The sequence below is a fragment of the Microbacterium sp. F1-18 genome (genome assembly GCF_052921305.1).
The window spans coordinates 134,135-154,044 of record NZ_JBREVD010000004.1 but is presented as its reverse complement, the minus strand read 5'-3'; the positions used below and the strand labels follow the sequence as shown (position 1 = coordinate 154,044).

20 protein-coding genes are annotated in these 19,910 nt (G+C 70.2%); 10 read left to right on the top strand and 10 right to left on the bottom strand.

The features are described 5' to 3' along the window. Positions 1-60 precede the first annotated feature (60 nt). Positions 61-651 (top strand): TetR/AcrR family transcriptional regulator, encoded by a 591-nt coding sequence (locus ACU6RU_RS12730; RefSeq protein WP_446726716.1) that lies wholly within the window; start codon positions 61-63, stop codon positions 649-651. 447 nt (positions 652-1,098) lie between these two features. On the opposite strand, the gene ACU6RU_RS12725 is transcribed toward ACU6RU_RS12730, so the two are convergent. Next, complete coding sequence (locus tag ACU6RU_RS12725; protein WP_289330555.1) at positions 1,099-1,473, bottom strand: HIT family protein; 375 nt, start codon at positions 1,471-1,473, stop codon at positions 1,099-1,101. Between the two features lie 129 nt (positions 1,474-1,602). Further along, a complete protein-coding gene (locus ACU6RU_RS12720) occupies positions 1,603-2,862 on the bottom strand; it encodes an MFS transporter (protein WP_446726715.1) in 1,260 nt (419 codons plus the stop codon). A gap of 56 nt (positions 2,863-2,918) precedes the next feature. Here ACU6RU_RS12720 and ACU6RU_RS12715 point away from each other — a divergent pair, with 56 nt between their 5' ends. The 7 genes from ACU6RU_RS12715 (at position 2,919) to mnhG (ending at position 10,224) form a co-directional block, all read left to right on the top strand. Next, on the top strand, positions 2,919-3,977 hold the full coding sequence (locus ACU6RU_RS12715; RefSeq protein WP_446726714.1) for a LacI family DNA-binding transcriptional regulator: 1,059 nt from the start codon (positions 2,919-2,921) through the stop codon (positions 3,975-3,977). A gap of 72 nt (positions 3,978-4,049) precedes the next feature. Next, positions 4,050-6,962 (top strand): Na+/H+ antiporter subunit A, encoded by a 2,913-nt coding sequence (locus ACU6RU_RS12710; protein ID WP_446726713.1) that lies wholly within the window; start codon positions 4,050-4,052, stop codon positions 6,960-6,962. Continuing rightward, positions 6,959-7,480, top strand: coding sequence for a Na(+)/H(+) antiporter subunit C (locus ACU6RU_RS12705; RefSeq protein WP_120263884.1), 522 nt, complete (start codon positions 6,959-6,961; stop codon positions 7,478-7,480). The genes ACU6RU_RS12710 and ACU6RU_RS12705 overlap by 4 nt, the downstream gene beginning before the upstream one ends. After that, positions 7,477-9,042, top strand: a complete 1,566-nt coding sequence (locus ACU6RU_RS12700; protein ID WP_120263883.1) for a Na+/H+ antiporter subunit D — start codon at positions 7,477-7,479, stop codon at positions 9,040-9,042. Before ACU6RU_RS12705 ends, ACU6RU_RS12700 begins: the two co-directional genes overlap by 4 nt. Positions 9,043-9,044: 2 nt before the next feature. After that, positions 9,045-9,608 (top strand): Na+/H+ antiporter subunit E, encoded by a 564-nt coding sequence (locus ACU6RU_RS12695; protein ID WP_434543673.1) that lies wholly within the window; start codon positions 9,045-9,047, stop codon positions 9,606-9,608. Beyond that, on the top strand, positions 9,605-9,877 hold the full coding sequence (locus tag ACU6RU_RS12690; RefSeq protein ID WP_112615609.1) for a monovalent cation/H+ antiporter complex subunit F: 273 nt from the start codon (positions 9,605-9,607) through the stop codon (positions 9,875-9,877). The genes ACU6RU_RS12695 and ACU6RU_RS12690 overlap by 4 nt, the downstream gene beginning before the upstream one ends. Beyond that, positions 9,874-10,224 carry a monovalent cation/H(+) antiporter subunit G gene (gene mnhG, locus ACU6RU_RS12685; protein ID WP_446726712.1) on the top strand — a complete coding sequence of 117 codons (351 nt, stop codon included), beginning with the start codon at positions 9,874-9,876 and terminating at the stop codon, positions 10,222-10,224. Before ACU6RU_RS12690 ends, mnhG begins: the two co-directional genes overlap by 4 nt. Positions 10,225-10,240: 16 nt before the next feature. Here the strand turns inward: mnhG and ACU6RU_RS12680 are convergent, their stop codons facing one another. Further along, a complete protein-coding gene (locus ACU6RU_RS12680) occupies positions 10,241-10,825 on the bottom strand; it encodes a TetR/AcrR family transcriptional regulator (RefSeq protein WP_446726711.1) in 585 nt (194 codons plus the stop codon). Positions 10,826-10,832: 7 nt separating this feature from the next. Continuing rightward, positions 10,833-11,372: a hypothetical protein gene (locus ACU6RU_RS12675; protein ID WP_289330560.1), complete on the bottom strand. Its 540-nt coding sequence runs from the start codon at positions 11,370-11,372 to the stop codon at positions 10,833-10,835. Positions 11,373-11,480: 108 nt separating this feature from the next. On the opposite strand from ACU6RU_RS12675, the gene ACU6RU_RS12670 reads away from it, so the two are divergent. Beyond that, positions 11,481-12,779 (top strand): PP2C family protein-serine/threonine phosphatase, encoded by a 1,299-nt coding sequence (locus tag ACU6RU_RS12670; protein WP_446726710.1) that lies wholly within the window; start codon positions 11,481-11,483, stop codon positions 12,777-12,779. Between the two features lie 15 nt (positions 12,780-12,794). Here ACU6RU_RS12670 and ACU6RU_RS12665 read toward each other — a convergent pair whose 3' ends face one another. Both ACU6RU_RS12665 and ACU6RU_RS12660 read right to left on the bottom strand, forming a co-directional pair. Then, positions 12,795-13,808: a glycoside hydrolase family 6 protein gene (locus ACU6RU_RS12665; RefSeq protein WP_446726709.1), complete on the bottom strand. Its 1,014-nt coding sequence runs from the start codon at positions 13,806-13,808 to the stop codon at positions 12,795-12,797. 162 nt (positions 13,809-13,970) lie between these two features. Next, positions 13,971-14,639 carry a GntR family transcriptional regulator gene (locus ACU6RU_RS12660; RefSeq protein ID WP_120263875.1) on the bottom strand — a complete coding sequence of 223 codons (669 nt, stop codon included), beginning with the start codon at positions 14,637-14,639 and terminating at the stop codon, positions 13,971-13,973. Between the two features lie 73 nt (positions 14,640-14,712). Between ACU6RU_RS12660 and ACU6RU_RS12655 the strand changes: the two genes are divergently transcribed. Further along, positions 14,713-15,861: a mandelate racemase/muconate lactonizing enzyme family protein gene (locus ACU6RU_RS12655; RefSeq protein WP_289330564.1), complete on the top strand. Its 1,149-nt coding sequence runs from the start codon at positions 14,713-14,715 to the stop codon at positions 15,859-15,861. Between the two features lie 24 nt (positions 15,862-15,885). Here ACU6RU_RS12655 and ACU6RU_RS12650 read toward each other — a convergent pair whose 3' ends face one another. The 4 genes from ACU6RU_RS12650 to ACU6RU_RS12635 are packed head-to-tail and all read right to left on the bottom strand — an operon-like array spanning position 15,886 to position 19,852. Beyond that, positions 15,886-16,551: an HAD family hydrolase gene (locus tag ACU6RU_RS12650; protein ID WP_446726708.1), complete on the bottom strand. Its 666-nt coding sequence runs from the start codon at positions 16,549-16,551 to the stop codon at positions 15,886-15,888. Between the two features lie 57 nt (positions 16,552-16,608). Then, the gene (locus ACU6RU_RS12645; protein WP_446726707.1) at positions 16,609-18,552 is read right to left on the bottom strand and encodes a YhgE/Pip family protein; all 1,944 of its coding nucleotides are present in this window, start codon (positions 18,550-18,552) and stop codon (positions 16,609-16,611) included. Then, positions 18,549-19,214, bottom strand: coding sequence for a hypothetical protein (locus ACU6RU_RS12640; RefSeq protein ID WP_120263871.1), 666 nt, complete (start codon positions 19,212-19,214; stop codon positions 18,549-18,551). The genes ACU6RU_RS12645 and ACU6RU_RS12640 overlap by 4 nt, the downstream gene beginning before the upstream one ends. After that, a complete protein-coding gene (locus tag ACU6RU_RS12635) occupies positions 19,214-19,852 on the bottom strand; it encodes a TetR/AcrR family transcriptional regulator (RefSeq protein WP_120263870.1) in 639 nt (212 codons plus the stop codon). The genes ACU6RU_RS12640 and ACU6RU_RS12635 overlap by 1 nt, the downstream gene beginning before the upstream one ends. Positions 19,853-19,910: the final 58 nt, after the last annotated feature.

Genomic DNA, 19,910 nt, shown 5'->3' with positions numbered 1-19,910 from the left:
TCAGAGTAGCGACTCTAGAGTGATCGCTCTAGTAATGATTCGAGGGCTATGGTGGCTCCCGTGCCACGCCGTCGCGATCCCGAACGCTTCGAGGAGCGGCGTGCGCTGATCCTGGATGCCGCGGCGGCCGAGTTCGCGGCATCCGGATACGCGGCCGCCACCACCGCATCGATCTACCGTCGCGCCGGAGTGTCGTCGGGCACGCTGTTCCACTACTTCCCGACGAAGCTCGACCTCCTCCTCGGGGTACTGGAGCTGGGGCGCGCAGAGACGGTCCGAGCGCTCGCGGAGATTGCGGAGGCTGCCGCGGGCACGGACGCCGTACTGGCCTACGCCGCGCACGTCGAGGCGGAGCTCGCCGATGAGCTGTACCCCGGTCTGGTCCGCGCAATCGGCGACGTCGAGCGGCTCGAACCCGTGCGCGCAGCTCTCGCGGCCGAGACCGCGGCGATCGACGACTTCCTTGCGCGGAACCTCGTCCGCGCGCTCGACGAGGACCCCGCGACGTGCGCCGGCCAGGCCCGCGCGATCCGCTGGCTGCTCGATGGTGCGGCAGCCGACGCGCTCGCCGCGCCCGTCCCGCCCGGATCTCTCGTCGACGCGGTCCGCGCCCTGCTCGATGGCATGGGGGTGCTGCGGCCGAGGTCTTGAGCTGGCCGCGCCCCCAATCCGCGGGTTGTCCCGTCCTGCGTGGGTTGTGCCGTCGTCCGCCGGTTGTCCCGTCGTCAGGTTCAACTGCCGTTGAAGCCCCCGCAGGCCGTCGGCGAGCACGGTTGAGCCTGTCGGCGGGACGGCGCAGCTCCGAAAGCGGCCCGCAGCATCACATTGCAGGGGGCTCGGCCGTCTGCCTGGTCTGCCGCGTCGGCATGAGCCTCGGAGCTCGGGCATCAGCGGTGCCGTCACCAGGCTCAGCGGACGCGAGGGCGCCGCAGGCCGTCAGCGAGCACGGCTGAGCCTGTCGACGGGACAGGGTCGCTCCGCTCACGCGACCCCCGCGCGTCGTCGCGCCCGGATCCTCCGTCCTCTCGACAGGCTGCGCGGCTGTCGCGGCATCGTAAACCGACCCTGAGAACGGGCCGAGCCTGTCGACGGGACCCGTCAGTAGTGGCCCCTGCCGATCACGGCGTGCCGCACCCCGCCGCGCGGATCGGCGACGTCGTCGGCGAACCGGGGAATGACGTGGATGTGAGCGTGGAAAACCGTCTGCCCCGCGGCGACACCGTCGTTGAACCCGACGTTGTAGCCATCGGGGTGGTGACTCTCGTCGAGCTGCAGCTTGATCAGGCTGATGAGGCGCATCGCGTCGCGGAGCTCGTCCGCGGTCGCGTCGAACCAGCTCGCGATCGGCCGCTTCGGAATGACGAGCGTGTGCCCGGGCGACACCGGGTTGGCGTCGCGTATCGCGAAGACGAGATCGGCCTCGGCGACCCGGTCCGCCACGGGCACCATCTCGAACACCGAGCGCGACGTCATCCGTCCACTCAACCGGATCGGCGGTGAAGCTGCCAGCCCACCCGGCCGCACGGTCAACCGAGGTCCCAGTTCGGCCGGGAAAGGCGGCGGGATACCCGGCCCAAGTGGGACCTCGCGGCGCGGGACGGGTCAGTGGCGGCCGGCGCCGACCTTCGCTCCGGGAAGGGGCTTCGCCGCGGACGAGGCGAGGCCCGAGGCTGCGACGAGCACCACCAGGATGAACAGCGTCGGCAGCAGGCCGATGTGGTCGCTGATGAACCCGAGGACGGGTGGCCCGCACAGGAACGCGACGTAACCGATGGTCGCTGCGGCGCTCACTCGCGCGGCCGCGCGGGCCGGGTCGTCGGCGGCGGCCGACATGCCGAGCGGGAAGCCGAGCGACGCCCCGATGCCCCACAGTGCGGCGCCGACGAAGACGAGCGGCAGGTTCGGGGCCAGGATGAACAGCAGGATGCCGGCTGTCGCGGCCACCGCGAGCACGCGCAGCGTCGCGACGCGGCCGAAGCGGTCGACGAGGGGTCCACCGAAGACGCGGACGACGGTCATCGACACGCTGAAGACGGTGAGGGCCGCGGCGCCGATGGCGGCGGTTCCGCCCTCGTGCTCGACCACGCCGAGCGCTAGCCAGTCGTTGGCGCCGCCCTCGGCGAAGGCCATGCCCAGCATGATGATGCCGAGGGTGTAGGTCCGCGGCTCGCGCCAGGCCGACAGCGAGACCGCGAGGCGCTGACGCCAGCCGGGCGCGGGGCCGTCGACGGATGCCGCCTCCGGCGATGCGGTGTCGGCGGCGACGGCATCGGTGACCGCGCGACGCGGCACGTTCGCGATCGCGACGATCGCGAGCACGACGATGAATGCGGCGATGGTGACGGCGTGGACGGCGACACCGATGCGCAGGCTCGCGGCAATGGCGCCGAGCCCGGCGCCGATCACGGTTCCGAAGCTGAAGAACGCGTGAAACAGCGGCAGGATCGTCTTGCCCGACTGCGTCTCGATGGCGGCGCCGTCGACGTTCATCATGACGTCGAGGCATCCGTTGCCGAACCCGAAGAGCGCGAGGCCGACGATGAGCATCGCGTACGACTGGAAGAAGCCGCTGCCGAGCCCGAGGATCGCCAGCCCGATCGACAGGACGATCAGCACGCCGAACATGCCGGTGCGCGTACCGAGCCGCGCGATGATGACCGAGCTGGCCGAGAGCCCGAGGATCGAGGCGATCCCCATCGCGAGCAGGGCGAGGCCGATCTCGCGGTTCTCGATGCCGAGGTCCGCTTTGATCGTCGGCACGCGCGCCGCCCAGGTGGCGATGCTCAGGCCGCTCGCGGCGAAGATCGCGAAGACGGCGTTGCGCCAGCGCAGGTAAACGGAACGGGAGAGCACGTCGGTCACGGGGTCAGCGTACCGAATCGATTCGATGTCGCACCACGGCCAGGTACGATCAGGGCGTGAACGCTCGTCGGCCCACCATCTCGGATGTCGCGCACGCGGCCGGGGTCTCGCCGTCGACGGCATCCGTCGTCTTCAGCGGCAAGACTCCCGTCAGCGACGCGACCCGGGCGAAGGTCCTCGCAGCCGCCGCCGAGCTCGGATACCTCGGCCCTGATCCGCGCGCGGCGTCGCTCCGGCGTGGCCGCAGCGGCATCATCGGCGTCGTCAGCGGCGGGCGGCTCGGGAGCGTCTTCGGCGATCCCGTCATGCGCACCACGATGGACGCGCTCGCCGACGCGGTCGCCCCGATCGGTGCCGGATTGCTGCTGCTGCGCGAGGGCAGTGTCGTCGCGGGCGAGCCGACGCTCATGACGGCGCCCATCGACGCGGCCGTGCTGATCGGATGCAGCGCGCTGCTGCGCGATCACCTCGCGAGCGTTCGCGCCCGCGGCATCCCGGTCGTCGTCATCGAGGGCGATGGGGGAGAGGGGGTGCCCCGCATCGCGCTCGACAACCGCGAGGCCCAGCGCCTGGCCGCGGAGCACGTGCAGGGCCTCGGTCATACGAACGTCGTCGCGGTGACGATGCCGGTGCGCTGGGGGTCGGAGTCGGGCTGGCTCTCGCACGACGACGAGCGCACGGCGTCGGTCGATGTGGTGGCCGACCGGCTCGCCGGATTCCGCGATGTGTTCCCGGATGCTGCCGCCTACGCAGCCGTCGACAGCTCGATCGACGCCGGTGCCGCGGTCGGTCGCGCCCTCTTCGCGGGCGGCGAACCCCACCCGACGGCCATCGTCGCGCAGAGCGACCTGCTCGCCGTGGGCGTGCTCCGCGCGGCAGAGGAAGCCGGACTGCGCGTACCCGACGATGTCAGCATCACGGGATTCGACGGCATCGTCGTCGATGGACTCGCGCCCTACGAGCTCACCACCCTCGTGCAGCCCGCGTGGCAGAAGGGACGGGCCGCAGGCGAAGCCGTGGCCGCGCTGCTCGGAGGCGACACGCCCGACTCGCAGTGGTTCACCAGTACGTTCCGTCTCGGGAACACGACCGGGCCCGTGGCTGTCAAGTATTAGTTCGCGGGGAGCGGACCGTCATCCTGTCGGTAAGATGGATGACACGACCCCCCCACGCCCAGAGGAGGCCTTTTGCTGATCTTCCTCGGTGCGTTCGCGGTTCTTCCGTTGGTTCTGCCGTGGTTGATCAAGCGGATCGGCGCCCGCGCATTCTTCGTCGCGGCCCTGCTGCCCATTGCCGCATTCATCGATGCCGCCCGGCGTGGCCCTGAGGTTCTGAGCGGCGGCATTCCGTTCGAGTCATACGCCTGGATCCCTCAGCTCGACATCGCCCTGTCGATGCGGATGGACACACTGGCATGGATCATGACCCTCATCGTGACCGGTGTCGGCGCGCTCGTGATGATCTACTGCCGCTGGTACTTCGACGGCAAGAAGGTGGGCGTCGGGCAGTTCGCCGCCGTGCTGCTGGCCTTCGCGGGTGCCATGTACGGTCTCGTCCTCACCGACGACATCGTCGTGCTGGTGATGTTCTGGGAGATCACCAGTGTTCTGTCGTATCTGCTGATCGGCTTCTACAACGCTCGTGGTGCGAGCCGTCGCGCGGCGCTGCAGGCCCTGCTCGTCACGACCCTCGGCGGTCTCGTGATGTTGATCGGCGTCGTGATGCTGGTCGTCCTCTACGGCACGACGAGCCTCAGCACGATCGTCGCCTCACCGGCGCCCGAGGGGGCCCTCCTCAACATCGCGATCGCGCTGACCCTCGTCGGCGCGCTGAGCAAGTCGGCCATCTTCCCCTTCCACTTCTGGCTGCCCGGTGCGATGGCAGCCCCCACGCCCGTCAGTGCCTATCTGCACGCGGCTGCGATGGTGAAGGCCGGCATCTACCTCATCGCCCGCCTCGCGCCTGCGTTCGCGCACGAAGACCCCTGGCGCCCCATGGTCATCGGCCTCGGCGTGTTCACGATGCTGCTCGGCGGTCTGCAGGCTCTGCGCGAGTCCGACCTCAAGCGCATCCTCGCGTTCGGGACGGTGAGCCAGCTCGGCATGCTGACGGTCGTGCTCGGCTATGGAGAGCGCAACTCCGCCCTCGCGGGACTGGCCCTGCTCGTCGGTCATGCCCTCTTCAAGTCGTCGTTGTTCCTGGTCGTCGGCGTCATCGACCGGCAGCTGTCGACCCGCGACATCCGTGAGCTCTCGGGAGTGGGCCGACAGGCGCCCACCCTCGCGGTCTTCTCGATCATCGCGATCGGCTCGATGGTCGGCGTCGCGCCGACAGTGGGCTTCGTCGCGAAAGAGGCGGCGCTCACGTCGCTGCTCGAGGGCGGCACCGACCCCGTCGCGCTCGCGCCGCTGATCGGCATCTTGCTCGGCTCCCTTCTCACCACGGCCTACGGCGCCCGCTTCGTGTGGGGCGCGTTCTTCACGAAGAAGGATGCCGCCGGCGAGACCCTTCCCCGCACCGAATGGCCCGACCCCCCGATCGGCTTCCTCGCGGCGCCGGTGCTGCTGAGCGGCCTGACGATCGTCGGCGGCGTCGCGGCTCCCTTGCTCGACGCCGCGTTCTCGGGCTACGCCGACACGATGCCCGAGGTGGCGGGCGCCGACGGCTACGACTACCACCTGGCTCTGTGGCACGGTCTCGAACCCGCCCTGTTCCTGTCGGTCGGCAGCATCCTCGCCGGTCTCGTGCTGTTCTGGTTCGTCGGGCGGCGCGACGGCACGCAGCGTCGCTGGCTCCCCTTCACCGCCGTCGACGCCTACAACGGAACGGTTCGCGCGATCGTGCGGACCTCGGTCTGGACGACGTCGCTCACCCAGCGCGGGTCGCTCCCGGTCTACGTGGGGACGATCTTCGTCGTGTTCGTCGCGGCCGAGGGAACGGCGCTGATCGCGCACGGCGGCTGGCAGGCCGACCTCGCCGCCTGGCACTCGCCGATGCAGGTCTTCGTCGCACCCGTCATGATCATCGCGGGCATCATCGCCGTGCGCGCCCGCAAGCGCTACACCGGCGTCGTGCTCGTGTCGGTGACGGGACTCGGCATGGTCGCGCTCTTCGCGTCGGCGGGCGCACCCGACCTCGCGCTGACGCAGATCCTGGTCGAGACAGTGACGCTCATCGCCTTCGCCCTGGTGCTGCGCCGCATCCCGTCGCGGATGGGCGACCACAACGCCTCGGTCTGGCCGATCGGGCGCGCGCTGCTCGGCATCGGCGTCGGCGCGACGATGGCGCTCGTGGCGATCGTCGCGACCAGCGCGCGGGTCGCCGAGCCGATCTCCACCGCCTTCCCCGAGCTCGCCTACGAGATCGGTCACGGAAAGAACGTCGTCAACGTCACCCTGGTCGATCTGCGCGGGTGGGACACGATGGGCGAGCTGTCGGTGCTGATCCTGGCGGCGACCGGCGTGGCCTCGCTCGTCTTCGTGACGCACCGCTCCGACACGCTCTCGCGCGCGATCTCGTCGCTGCCCACCGGGGCTCTGCGCACCCGCCGTCCGCTCGTCGAGACGTCGGAGGGGCCGCGTCCCCGCGCAGGGTCGGGATCGTCGCGCCAGGCCTGGCTCGTGGGCGGGCAGAAGCTTCGACCCGAGACGCGTTCGATCATGCTCGAGGTGATCGTCCGCATCCTGTTCCACACGATCATCGTCGTCTCGCTGTACCTGCTGTTCGCCGGCCACAACCTGCCCGGCGGCGGGTTCGCCGGTGGACTCGTCGCGGGCATGGCGCTCGTCATGCGATACGTCGCGGGCGGACCGTACGAGCTCGGCGCTGCGGCACCGACGGATGCCGGGCGGCTGCTGGGCGTCGGGATGGCCCTCGCGGTCGGCACCGCGGTCGTGCCGCTCTTCTTCGGCGCACCGGCTCTCACGAGCACATTCTGGGAAGCCGAGCTGCCCGTCCTCGGCCATGTCGAGTTCGTCACCTCGACGATCTTCGACGTCGGTGTGTACCTCGTCGTCATCGGGCTCGTCCTCGACGTGCTCCGCTCACTGGGCGCTGAAGTCGACCGTCAGCGCAAGGAACGAGAGGAGCTCGCCCGATGAACGTCTCGCTGGTCCTGATCATCATCATGGGCGTGCTCTTCGCCGCCGGCGTGTACGCGATGCTCGAGCGCAGCCTCACCCGCGTGCTGATCGGCTTCCTGCTGCTCGGCAATGCGGCGAACCTGTTCCTCCTCATCGTCATGGGGGCGCCCGGCATCGCCCCGTTCTACGGGTCCGCCGACGACCCCGCCGAGTTCAGCGACCCGCTGCCCCAGGCGCTCACGCTCACCGCGATCGTCATCACCTTCGCCGTGTCGGCGTTCCTGCTCGCCCTGATCTACCGGTCGTGGCAGCTCGGCCAGGCAGACACGGTCGAGGACGACGAGGCCGATCTCGCCGTGCGCGATCGCGTCGCAGAGGACGACGAGGCGATGGAGCAGGAGATCACCGACGAGGACGACGACGCCACGACCGACTTCGTCGGCGACCAGACCTCGCCCATCACCGTGCTGCACTCGCGCGACTTCGACGCGCTGCGCGACGACGCGCCCACCGATCGCCCCGGAGGAGACCGATGAGCGCCCTGGTTCCCCTCCTCGTGACGCTGCCCCTGCTGGGGGCCGCCGTCGCCCTGATCTTCGGCCGCCGCCGCCGCATCCAGGTCGGTGTCTCGATCGTCACCCTCACCGCGACGCTCGTGATCGCCGCAGTGCTCCTGAACGTCATCAACGCCACCGGGGTGCCCATCGCGGTGTCGGTCGGCGGGTGGCCGATTCCGTTCGGCATCGTGCTCTACGTCGACCGGCTGGCCGCGCTGCTGGTGGTCGTCTCGAGCGTCGTTCTGCTCGCGGTGCTGCTCTTCTCGGTCGGCCAGGGTGCCGCCGACGGCGACGACGAGACGCCGGTCTCGATCTTTCACCCGTCGTACCTCATCCTCTCCGCGGGAATCTTCAACGCGTTCATCGCCGGCGACCTGTTCAACCTGTACGTCGGGTTCGAGATCCTGCTCGTCGCCTCGTACGTGCTCATCACCCTCGGTTCGACCGAGTCGCGCATCCGCACCGGCGTCGTCTACATCGTGGTCTCGCTCGTGTCGTCGATCCTGTTCCTGTCGGCGATTGCTGCGATCTACGGCGCGCTGGGCACGGTGAACATGGTGCAGCTGTCGCAGCGGATGACCGAGCTGCCTCAAGAGACGCAGCTCGTCCTGCATCTGATGCTGCTGCTCGCGTTCAGCATCAAGGCTGCCGTCTTCCCGCTGTCGTTCTGGCTGCCCGACTCGTACCCGACCGCCCCCGCTCCGGTCACCGCGGTGTTCGCGGGACTGCTGACGAAGGTCGGCGTCTACGCGATCATCCGCACCGAGACCGAGATCTTCCAGGACAACGACGTCAATACGCTGCTGCTGATCGTCGCCCTCGCGACGATGATCGTCGGGGTGCTGGGCGCGGTCGCGCAGGCCGAGCTCAAACGCATCCTGTCGTTCACCCTCGTGAGCCATATCGGCTACATGATCTTCGGCCTCGCCATCGCGACGCCGGCGGCCGTCGGTGCGACGATCTACTACATCGTCCACCACATCGTCGTGCAGACGACCCTCTTCCTCGCGGTGGGACTCGTCGAGCGCCGAGCGGGGTCGACCTCGATCCTGAAGGTCAAGGGCCTCATGCGGGCCGCCCCGTTGCTGGCGGTGCTCTACTTCATCCCGGCGATCAACCTCGGGGGCCTGCCGCCGTTCTCGGGCTTCATCGGCAAGTACGCCCTCTTCGACGCGGCCGCCGACGAAGGCAGCCCGCTCATGTACGTGCTGATCGTCGCGGGCATCATCACCTCGCTCCTCACCCTCTACGCGCTGATGCGCGCGTGGAACCTCTCGTTCTGGCGCGAGAAGGACGAGGCCGGCGAGGGCGAGAGTGAGACCGACTCGCGCATCGCGTACCTCGGGGATGCGGAGGGTGCCGATGTGCAGACCGAGAAGCGTGTCATCCCGCGCATCATGACCACGGCGACCGCCGGAATGGTCGCTGTCACGGTCGCCCTGACGGTGTTCGCCGGGCCGCTGTACGACCTGTGCGCCGCCATCGGAGAATCTCTCCTGCAGCCGGTCACGATCAGTCAGCTCGAGCAGGAGGTGCAGTGATGATGGGCGAGGCGAAGCGCAGCGCCGCGACGGCACTGTGGCGACAGCTGCCCTTCTTCGTCTGGCTGGTCGCCCTGTGGATGCTGCTGTGGGGTCAGTTCACCGTGCTCGCGGCCCTGACCGGCATCGTGGTGGCACTGTTCGTCACACGTGTGTTCCGGCTGCCCCCGGTCGAGCTGTCGGGGCGGGTGAACCTGTGGTGGGGCGTGGTCTTCTTCCTCGAGTTCCTCCTGTCTCTCGTCAAGGGATCGCTGCTGGTCGCGTGGCAGGTCGTCGACCCGCGGCGGCAGCCGGGCGCTGCGATCATCGCCGTGCCGCTCCGCACCGACGACGACCTGATCATGACGCACGTGGCGGTGACGGCATCCCTCATCCCCGGCTCGCTCATCATCGACATCGACCGCGACCGTCGCATCCTCTACGTGCACGCCATCGGCATCCGCTCGCAGGAGCAGCTCGAGAACCAGCGACGCGAGATCCAGCACTGGGAAGAGCGCATCGTCCGCGCCGTCGGATCGAAGGAGCAGGCTCACCAGCTGTCGGACCTGCGGAGGGAGCGCTCGTGACCTGGCTCATCGTCCTCATCTCGGCCGTGTTCGCCGTGTCGGCCCTGCTGACGCTGTGGCGCATCATCGTGGGCCCGTCGATCCTCGACCGCGCGGTCGCATCGGATGTCCTGCTGACCCTCGTGATCTGCGCACTCGGCGCCGAGATGGCGATCAACCATCACACCCGTACCCTGCCCGTGCTGCTGATCGTCGCCGCGGTCGGCGTGTTCGGTTCGATCTCGATCGCGCGGTTCGTCGCGCGGAAGGACAACACGGACGCATCATGAGCATCACCGACATCATCGCTCTCGTGCTCGTCCTCATCGGGGCGCTCCTCTGCCTCACCGCCGCGATCGGCCTGCTGCGTTTCCGCGACGTGCCGACCCGTCTGCACGCCGCCACGAAGCCGCAGGTTCTCGGCTTCATCCTGATCTGCATCGCCGTCGGAGTCTCGCTGCAGTCGTGGCCGGTCGTCGCCTTCCTCATTCCGGTGGCGCTGATCCAGCTCGCCACCGCGCCGCTGTCGGCGCACATGGTCGGTCGACAGGCGTACCGGAACAAGAAGCTCGACCGCGCTTCGCTCTTCGTCGACGAGTTCGCCGACGCCCCGGCGCCGAGCGACACCCGCGACTGACGCCTCGGACCGGGCCCTAGCCCGCGAGCGAGTCGAGGTGGCGCGACAGCACCTGCTCGGCTTCGACAGCGGCGTCGCTCGACGAGGTCCAGACGAGGTGCAGCGCCAGCCCGTCGAGGAGAGCGTGCAGACGTTGCGATTCGAGGTGCGGGTCGAGGTCGCGTGCGAGCTCGGCGGCCTCGGTGAGGTCGTCGATGACGGCGCCGCAGACGCGACGGACACCCTCGTGCAGCTCGCGGGCGTGGCCCTGTAGGTCGTTATCGGTGAGGGCGAGCCGGCTCAGCTGAAGCTGGACCAGAAGCTCGGTGCGTCGCACATCGTCGAGCGGCAGCAGCTCGCGCATCGCTTGCATCGCGCGCTCGCGGCCGTGGCCTGTGACGGCGAGCAGGCGGGTCGCGACGTCCTGCTGCAGGCGTTCGAAGCAGAACCGGCGCAGTTCGTCCTGGGTCGGGAACGCTCGTCGCAAGGATGCCGTCGCGATTCCGGCCTCGTCGGCCACCCGCCGAACCGACAGCGCCCCCACGCCATCGCGCGCGAGGACACGGAAGGCGGCTGCGGCGATCTCGTCGTTACGGTCGTTGTGGTCGATGAGGCGCGGCATGACCTCATCATCCCGCAGCGGCGGGAGCTCGTTTGGGCCACACGGAGTAGCTGATGGCCCACAGCAGGTCGATGCCCACGATCAGGCCGAGGATCGGGAAGAAGCCGAGCAGCTCCGCGGTGCGCTCGGCGTCGCCGACCAGCAGGATGAGCCCGCCGAGGATCGCCGCCGCGATCGCGGATGCGAGCAGCGTGCGCGGGACGTCCTTCCAGCAGGCGACGGCATACGCGGCGCCGTAGAGAACCGGACGCGGTTCGGCGCCTCGGAAGCGCGTGGCGACCTTCGCGTCCGCCCACGCGATCATGCGGTGGCCGTATGCCACCGAGATGCCGATGTAGAGCGCGGCGAGGCCGTGGTGCCACGACGCCGTTCCGCCCCCCAGCAGGTCGACGGCGACGAGGAGCAGCAGGATCAGGTCGATCAGAGGTGCGGCCAGCAGCAGTGCGGCGCCGAGCTTCGGTCGATTGTAGGCGTAGCGGGCGACGAGGCCCGCGACGATCGCGACCCAGAATCCCACCTCGCAGGCGATGATGGCGGCCAGGATCATGGTCGAGTCCTCTCGAGTGGGGGATGTCGCTATGTTAGCACGCGCGTGCTAGCAAAAATCGCGTGACTCGGTGACCCGGAGCGGGCCTGAGTCGTATTGACTGGAGGCATGACGCACGCCCCGCCTGACACCCGGGTCTCCCTTGCGGAGACGGCGCCGGTGGTCGTGGCGACCGTGCACCGGTCATGGGAGAACCCCGCACGGCAAGCCATCGTCGCCGCGTTCGTCGTCGGAGCGGCCATCGCGAGCGCGGCCGTGCCCTGGCTCCCGGTGACGGACCCGACGAGGATGCGGCAGGGAGCCGCTCTCGCGGTCGTGCTGCTGGTCCTGGGCGCTCTGATGGCGCGGTGGCCCGTGCTGCGGCGCGCGGAGCTGCTCATCCCTATCGGCGACTTCGTCGCGATCGGCCTGCTGCGTTTCGGCACGGGCGACACGCAATCCGTGTTCCTCGCGATCGTCGTGCTCCCGGTGATCTGGATCGCCGCCGGGCCCGGGCGCTGGCGCATCCTCGTCCCCCTCGTCGGCGTGTGCGTCACGCTGCTGCTGCCGCTCGTGCTCGCGCCGGGCCAGGCGCTCACCGCGAGCGAGCTCGTCCGGCTGATCATCGCCGTGCTCGTCTACGCGGCAGCGGGCGCCGTCGTCAACGAGCTGTCGCGCCGCTCGCTGCAGAAGCTCACCGCGTCGCAGTGGCACCGGCGTCTGGCCGAGGCCGAGGTGTCGCAGGCCGCGGTCGTGCAACGGTCGTTGCAGCCGGTCGACGGCTCGGACCTCCCGCCGCGCTTCCGCGTCGCCGGGGTCTGCGTGCCGGCCCGGACGGTCGGCGGTGATTTCTACGACTGGTACGCCACGCCCGACGGCGGCACGGCCTTCACTCTCGGCGACGTCATGGGCAAGGGCGTCGGCCCCGGGATGATCGCCGCCGCGGTCCGCACGGTCATCCGCAGCAACGTCGACGATCCCGACCCCGCCGCAGCTCTGCGCCGCGCCGCCGTCGGCCTGAACACGGGACCCACCGACACGATCGGCACCCAGTTCACGACGTGCTTCCATCCGCGGATCAGCCCGGATGGGATGCTGCGCTGGGTCGATGCCGGGCATGGCCTCACGATCGTCCGCAGCGCCGGCGGCACGAGCGTCTTCCTCCGTTCAGGTCAGCTCCCTATCGGTGTCGGCACCGGATGGAGTAGCGATGAGGTCGCGCTGCGGCCCGGCGACAGCGTCATCAGCGTCAGCGATGGCGTCCTCGACCTCTTCGGCGGGTCTTTGGACTCGATCGACCGCTACCGCGACTTCGTCACCGGTCGGGACGACATCGACGTCGTGGTCAGCGAGCTCGCCGCCCGTGCCACACAGAGCGAGCAGGAGGATGACGTCACGGTGATCGCGGTCACCTGGGGTGCGGCCTGAGGCCGCCACCGATGCTCAGAACGCGCGGTTGCGCACCAGCTCGAGCGCGGCCTCCTCGTACCAGCTGCCCGCCGCGGGCCCGCCGTTGCAGGTTCCGTCACTCTCTCCGGGTCGTTTGATCCAGAGCAGGGCGTCGAGCCCGGAGCCGTCCGTGCCGACGCTCGGCGGGGTGCCGAGACCGACTCCGGTGGGGTTGCACCACGTGCCCTGCCATCCGCGGCCGTTGCGCGACGTGTCGATGACGTACCGCGGGGCCCCGCCCAGAAGCGCACGCAGACGCTCCGCGTACCGTTGCTCGTCGGCGGTCGGCGAGAAGTTCGACACGTTGGTGGAGAACCCTCGGCCATCGAGCACCCCGGCGTCGCGCAACCGCTGGGCCATCGTCTCGGGCGGTATCCAGTTCGCGTTCCCCGCGTCGATGTACGCGGCGACGCCGGCGGCAGTGAGGGCGCGGACCGCGTCGCGGATCAGCGTCGTCCGGGGTCCCTGGCCTGCGCAGTCACCGAGCATCGCCAGGGCGTCGGGTTCAACGATCACGGCAGCGGCCGTCCCGCGCAGCGTCTGCGCGATGAGCTGCGCCCAGCCCGCATAGCGCTCGACCGTGAGGCCGCCTTGGGAGTAGGCGGCACAGTCCCGAGCCGGGATCGCGTACATGACGAACGTCGCCACCTTGTTCTGCGCGGCCGCCGCGGCGGTCTCCGCCCGGAGCACCTGCACAAGCTCGGCATCGCTGTACCACTCACCGAGCCAGGTCGCGGTGGGTCTGCTCGCGATCACGTCGAAGGCGTCGGCCACCGCCGTGCGCCCTTGAGCCCGCGCGTCCGCCGCGGCCCGGGCCGCGGCCGAATCGGTGGGCAGCGCCGCCCCGCGCGCGAGCGGGTTCGGGCCGGCGGCAGGCGTGACCGCTGGTTCCGCGGCCCGATGAGCCTCGGTGTGAGCGCTCGCGGGCGCCGCATGCGCGACTCCGGCGGCGACCGCGAGAGCGAACACCGCGGCGAGTGCCGATGGGATCCGTGGAACGCTGCGCATGATCGACCCTCCTTTCGACGGTGCCCCGAGAGTACCGGGATGAGGTGCGTTCGTCAGCGGCCTTGCGCGACCTCCGCTCGGATGATGTCGGCCTTACGGTGCGCCGGGTCCTCGCTCCCGCCGGTCAGCCTCTCGCCCGATCACGCCCGCCCGGTCCACGGGTCACGGATGACGTGAGGCCGAGGGGTCTCCGAAGTGCGTGCGGATGTGCTCGCTGATGGCGCGTCGGCCCGCGTCCTGGTCGCCTGCGATCAGGGCGTCGAGCAGTACGCGGTGCTGCGCACCCACGGCGTGAGGATCGGCGTAGTACGAGGCATCGCGGCGGAAGTAGGCGCGGACGCGAGGCTGGATCGTCCGCCAGATCTGCAGGCAGTGCTGTTGCCCCGAGAGGACGACGATGGCCTCGTGGAATCGGGCGTCCTCGTCGGCGAGCCTTCCCAGGTCGCCGGCGCCCGCCGCGTCGTCCATGCTCGCGACGATGGCGGCCAGCGCTGCGGCATCCTCGTCCGTGCACACCTCCATCGCCTTCGCGAAGGCGAAGCGCTCGAGGGCCAGGCGAACGGGCACGAGGACGTTCTCGATCTCCTCCTGTGACACCCCGAGCACCTCGGTGCCGCGATAGGGGTAGGAGACGACGAGCCCCTCCTGTTCGAGCTGCCGCAGCGCCTCGCGGATGGGTGCGCGGCTGGTGCCGAGCTGACTCGCGAGCTCGAGCTCGGTGAGCCGATGACCGGGTTCGAGATCTCCCGACGTGATGGCTTCCCGCAGCACCTCGGCCACCTGCTCGCGACGCGAAGCGGTGGGGATCGGCGGAAGGGATGGGGTGGGCACCAGGCAACGGTAGCAATTACGATGGTTGTCGACAATCGACAACCATCGCGTCAGTGGTGAGAGAGGCGAACCCATGAAGATCACGGAGATCAAGACGTGTGGACTCCGCGGAGCGACCCCGGAGGGCGGATGGACGCATGAGCACGGTCCCGACGACGTCATCCACACCCTGATCGCCATTCACACCGACGAGGGCGTGATCGGTGTCGGCAGCTGCTACTCGAGCGAGTCTCTCGTGCGGGCGGCTCTCGAACTCCTCTCGCCGCTCCTGGTCGGCGCGGACCCCCGCGAGCCGGAGCGGGTGAGTCAGACCCTGAACGCGCACACATTCTGGATGGGGAGAGGCGGCGCGGTCGCGCACGCGATCAGCGGCATCGACATCGCCCTGTGGGACATCCTGGGTCAGGTGGCAGGGCTGCCGGTCGGGAAGCTGCTGGGCGGCGTCTACCGATCGAGGGTGCGTCCTTACGCGTCGTTGCTGGTGGACGACCCGGCTCCGCTGCGCGACAAGCTGCACGAGATCGCCGCCGGCGGGTTCACCGCGTTCAAGATCGGCTGGGGCGGGTTCGGGCGTCGTGACAGCCGATACGACGAGGATGTCGTCGCCGCGGCGCGCGACGCGATCGGGGCGGATGCCCTGCTCGCCGTTGACGCGGGTGGCTCGGACGGATTCTGGGCGGGGCGCTCGGCATGGGCGATCCGCACCTCGGCGATGCTCGCCGACCACGATGTCGCGTGGTTCGAGGAAGCACTCGCGCCCGACGATATCGAAGGGTACAGCGCTCTCCGCGCGCGATCCGGCGTGCCGATCGCCGGCGGGGAGGTTCTCACGCGGCGGCAGGACTTCGCGCGATGCCTGCGGGCCGGAGCGTTCGACATCGTGCAGCCCGACACGACGAAGAGCGGCGGGCTCAGCGAATCGCGCCGCGTCGCTTGGCTGGCGGAGGAGTTCGGCGTGCAGCTCATCCCGCACGGGTGGAACACAGCGGTCGGGCTGAGCGCGGATCTGCATCTCGCGTCCGCCGTCGCCGGCACCGACCTCGTGGAGTATCGCACGGGCTCCGCCTACATCGACGGGCTGCTGGAGGCGCCTCCCCAGCTCGACGCCGATGGCATGCTCACGGTGCCCGACGCCCCCGGCCTCGGCATCCGGCTCTCGCAGGAATCCCTCGATCGGTGGGGCACGCGACCCGATCTGCTGCGGCCGAGCGCGGGCCGGTGAGCCGCGGGTCACGTTGCCGGTGCGTCAGGTTGTCGGGGCGTCGAGGATGATCGCGCGCATCCCGGCGCTCGTCGCTCCGTCCGCGCCGACGCTGCTGTCCTCGATTGCGAGACAGCGCGCGGCAGGGACCGCGACGAGGGATGCCGCGCGGCGGTAGAGGTCGGGATACGGCTTCGGGCGGTCGCGCGGCGTCCATCCCACCAGCGGCACCCCCGTCAGCAGGGGGAGCGCGCAGGAGACGGTGTACTGCAGCCGCTCCTGCGCGCTGTTGCTGACGACGGCGAGCGGGATCCTGGCGTCGATGAGCTCGCGGGCGAGGGCGTAGATCGGATCGATGGGCTGCAGGCTCTCATCGAACGCCGATCGCAGGCGGCGCCAGTACTCGCGATACACGACCTCCGTCGGAGGCAGCGAGGGATTCGTCGGCCGGAGCGTGGCGAGGCGCTGCTCGAAGCTCAGCCCGTCCGTGGCCGCACCCGGAGCCGGGCTCAGGGCGAGCTCGTCTGCGAGGGCGCGCCACACGCGGTCGCAGATCGGCTCGGAGTCGACGAGGGTGCCGTCGCAGTCGAAAAGCACCGCATCGACCTTCTGCCGACGGACGCGATCGAGCACGGACGCGGCCACGTCGTCGATGCCCGTCCCATCTGAGGTCAGGCGCCCACGCGCGGTTTCAGTGCGGGCCTTGGCCATGCCACCACTCCTTCGAAGAAATGTCGATTGTCGACATTCTACCGAGGCGGCTGGAGCTCACCCGATGAGGCTCGGCTGCAGGTCGCGCAGGGTGCGTCCGTGCGTCATCCGGGCCACGCCGATCGCGGCGAGCACCAGTGCGCCCACCATCCACGTGAACAGCACCGCGAGGTCGAGGCTCACCCGACTGAGGTCGCCGCCGTACATCCACTGCCGCATGCCGTCGACGACGTAACCCATCGGCAGAACGTGGTGCAGGGCCGCGAGAGGTGCCGGCAGGGTCTGCCAGGGGAACGTGCCGCCCGCCGTGACGAGCTGGAGCACCATCAGCACGAGACCGATGAACTGTCCCACCGACCCCAACCACACGTTGAGCGCGAGGATGATCGCGGCGTAGGTGAACGACGCGGTGATGAGCATCCCCAGGGTCCCTACGGGGCTCGAGAAGTTGAACCCGAGCGCGATCGACAGCACGCCGAAGAGGACGATCATGCCGATGCCGCCGAGCATCGCGGGAGTCAGCCACCCCGCGAGGGTCACGCGCAGCGGCGACCGCAGCGCGGTCACGGCTCGGCGCGACACCGGCTTGACGATGAGGAACAGCGCGTAGATGCCGATCCACCCGGCGAGGGCCGCGAAGAAGGGGGCCAAGCCCGCGCCGTAGTCACCGGCCTTCGCGATGTTCCCGGAATCGACCGCGACCGGGTCGGCGATCGTCTGCGCCTGCTGGTCGCGCAGCTCGGGCGACGAATCGGGCAGCTGGGCGACACCCGAGCTCAACCCGTCGCGCAGTGTCACGAGCCCGCCGTCGAGGGTGCCGAGTCCCGTCGCGAGTTGACGTGCGCCATCGTCGAGCTGAGCCGCACCGGTCGCGGCCTCGTCGGTCGCGGCGGCGAGCTGACCGGCGCCCGACGAGACGGATGCCGCGCCGTCGGCCGCCTGCGCTGCTCCACTCGCGAGCTGCGCCGCGCCCGAGCTCACCTGCGCGGCGCCTGCGGCCAGCCGGTCGATCTGACCGGTGGCCTCGTCGACGCGCGTCACGCCCGACTGCAGGCGCTCGCCGATCGGGTCGAGGCGGGCGAGGACCTCCGCGATCTGCGCCTGGTCGAGCCCGCGGTCTGCGAGCAGCGCGGCGATATCGGTGCGCACCTGCGGAAGCTGACCCGCTGCGTCGTCGACGACCGACCGCACGCGGTCGGCGTAGCCGGCGAGCTCGGCGGTGCCGTCCGAAACTTGAGCCGCGCCGGAAGCCAGATCGGACGAGCCCTGAGCGAGTGTGCGCGTGCCGTCCGCGAGCTGCGACGCGCCACCGGCGAGCTGGTTCGCCCCGTCGCGCAGCTGCGCGGCGCCGCTCGAGAGTCGCCCGGTGCCGTCGGCGAGCTGGTTCGCGCCGTCGAGGGCCTGACCCGCACCGTCGACGAGCTGATTCGCGCCGTCGGTGGCGTTCTGCAGCTGCACGCGGATGTCCGCGATGCCGGTGAGCAGGCGCGACGCGGCCTCACGCCCCACGAGCTCGGCGACCGATGAGCGGATCCGTTCGACCGCCTGCGAACCGATCGATGAAGCGAGGTAGTTGTTCGCGTCGTTGGTGGCGAGCACGAGAGTCGCCTGTCGCGGCTCATCCCCCGCTGCGCTCGTCAGGGCGAGCGAGAAGTCTTCGGGGAGGGTGACGGAGAAGTCGACCTCGCCGGTGCGCAGCGCTTCCTGCGCGTCGGCGGCATCCATCTGCTTCCAGCCGAAGTCGCGGCCGTCGACGAGCTTGTCGGCCACCTCGGTGCCGTAGTTGACCGTCCCGCCGCCGTCGCTCGCGGGGGCGCCCGCGTCGAGGTCGACCAGGGCGACCGGGATGTCGGCGAACTTGCCGTAGGGGTCCTGGTTGGCCCACAGGTAGAGGCCGCCGTACAGGACCGGAACGAGCATGAGCGCGATCAGGGCGACCACCGACATCCGGGTGGCCGTCAGCCGTCGCAGCTCGGCGCTGATCAGAGCGGGGATCTTCATCGGGAGGCCTTCGGACGGGTGCCGCGCAGTCGGATGCCGCTGGGCACCAGCCGTCGGTGCGGCGCGAGGGGATCTGTTTCGGTGAGGAGGGTCGCGGCCGCTTGGCCTGCGATCACGAGCACGGCCAGGCCGCGACCGGCGAACTCGCGGGCGAGCGTCCACCAGGCGTGCGGGTCGCCGCCGTGACGGTCGGGCGAGACGAGCACGATGCCCTCGACCCCCGGGCGCAGGACCGCGAGCTCGAGCAGCATCCGGATGCGGTCGGTCGCGGGCACATCGCCGATGGGGACGCGTGAGTACGAGCGGAGGTCGTGCTCGTCGAGCCATCGCCGAGCCGAGATCGGGTCGGCGAGGCGGCCGGCGAACATCAGCTCTTCGCCGACGACGCCGACCGTGGAGATGTTCGGAGGCGGGTCGCTGACGTCGGGGGCGTCGATGAGCGCGGTCTTGTGTCGCAGGGTGCGTGACGCGCGGGCGCCGTCGAGCAGCACGGTTCCGCCGTCGGGGCGCATCCGTCCGCTCGCGATGAGGCCCAGCACGGTCGGGCGCTGCTCGGTCTCGGCGATCGCGAGCGTGGCGCGGCCGGTGCGGAACGACAGGCTCGTGGGCGGAAGGGCCAGGTCTTTGCGGCCCTTCGCCACGTCGCGCAGTTCGACGCGCATCAGGACGCCGCTCCCACGACGTCCGAGTGGGCGTCGATGAGGGCGGCGGCGTCGCGCCACGAGAGCCCGGCGATCGAGAGCACCGCCCTGACGACGAGCGAATGCGCCTCGGGCGACGATGCGTCGAGGCGGACGATGACCGTTCGGGCGGTCTCCTCGATGAGGCGGGCGAGGGTCGGGGCGGCGACATCCGTGCGGAGGGTGCCCTCGTCCTGCCCACGACGCACCAGATTCATCAGCGCGCGGCGGAGCGGGGCGAGCGCGGCGGCGGAGTCTTCCACGTGCCGCTCGTCGAGGGCGACGGCCGCGGCGACCTGCACGTGCGACGCCTCGCCCCAGAGCCGACCCGTCAAGCGGGCGAGCGCGACAGGCACGGACTCGGTGTCGAGTCGCAGCCCCGGGTCGGTCGCGATCGCGTTGAAGCGCTGCGCCCCCGACGCGACGAGCTCGCGCACGAGCGCGTCGCGATCGTCGAAATGGCCGTAGAGCGCGCGACGGCTGAGGCCGGCGGCCCGGGCGATCGCGTCGACGGAAGCGCTCGGGTCGAGCGCCAGCGTGCGCGCGGCGGCGGAGAGGAGTCCGGCGCGGTTCGCGGCGGCATCCTTCCGCGGACGACGGGGGGAGACGGTGTCGGTCACCCGTCGATGATACGAACTTGCACACGTATGTGCAAGTAAGGCTGCGGCAGTGCGGTCG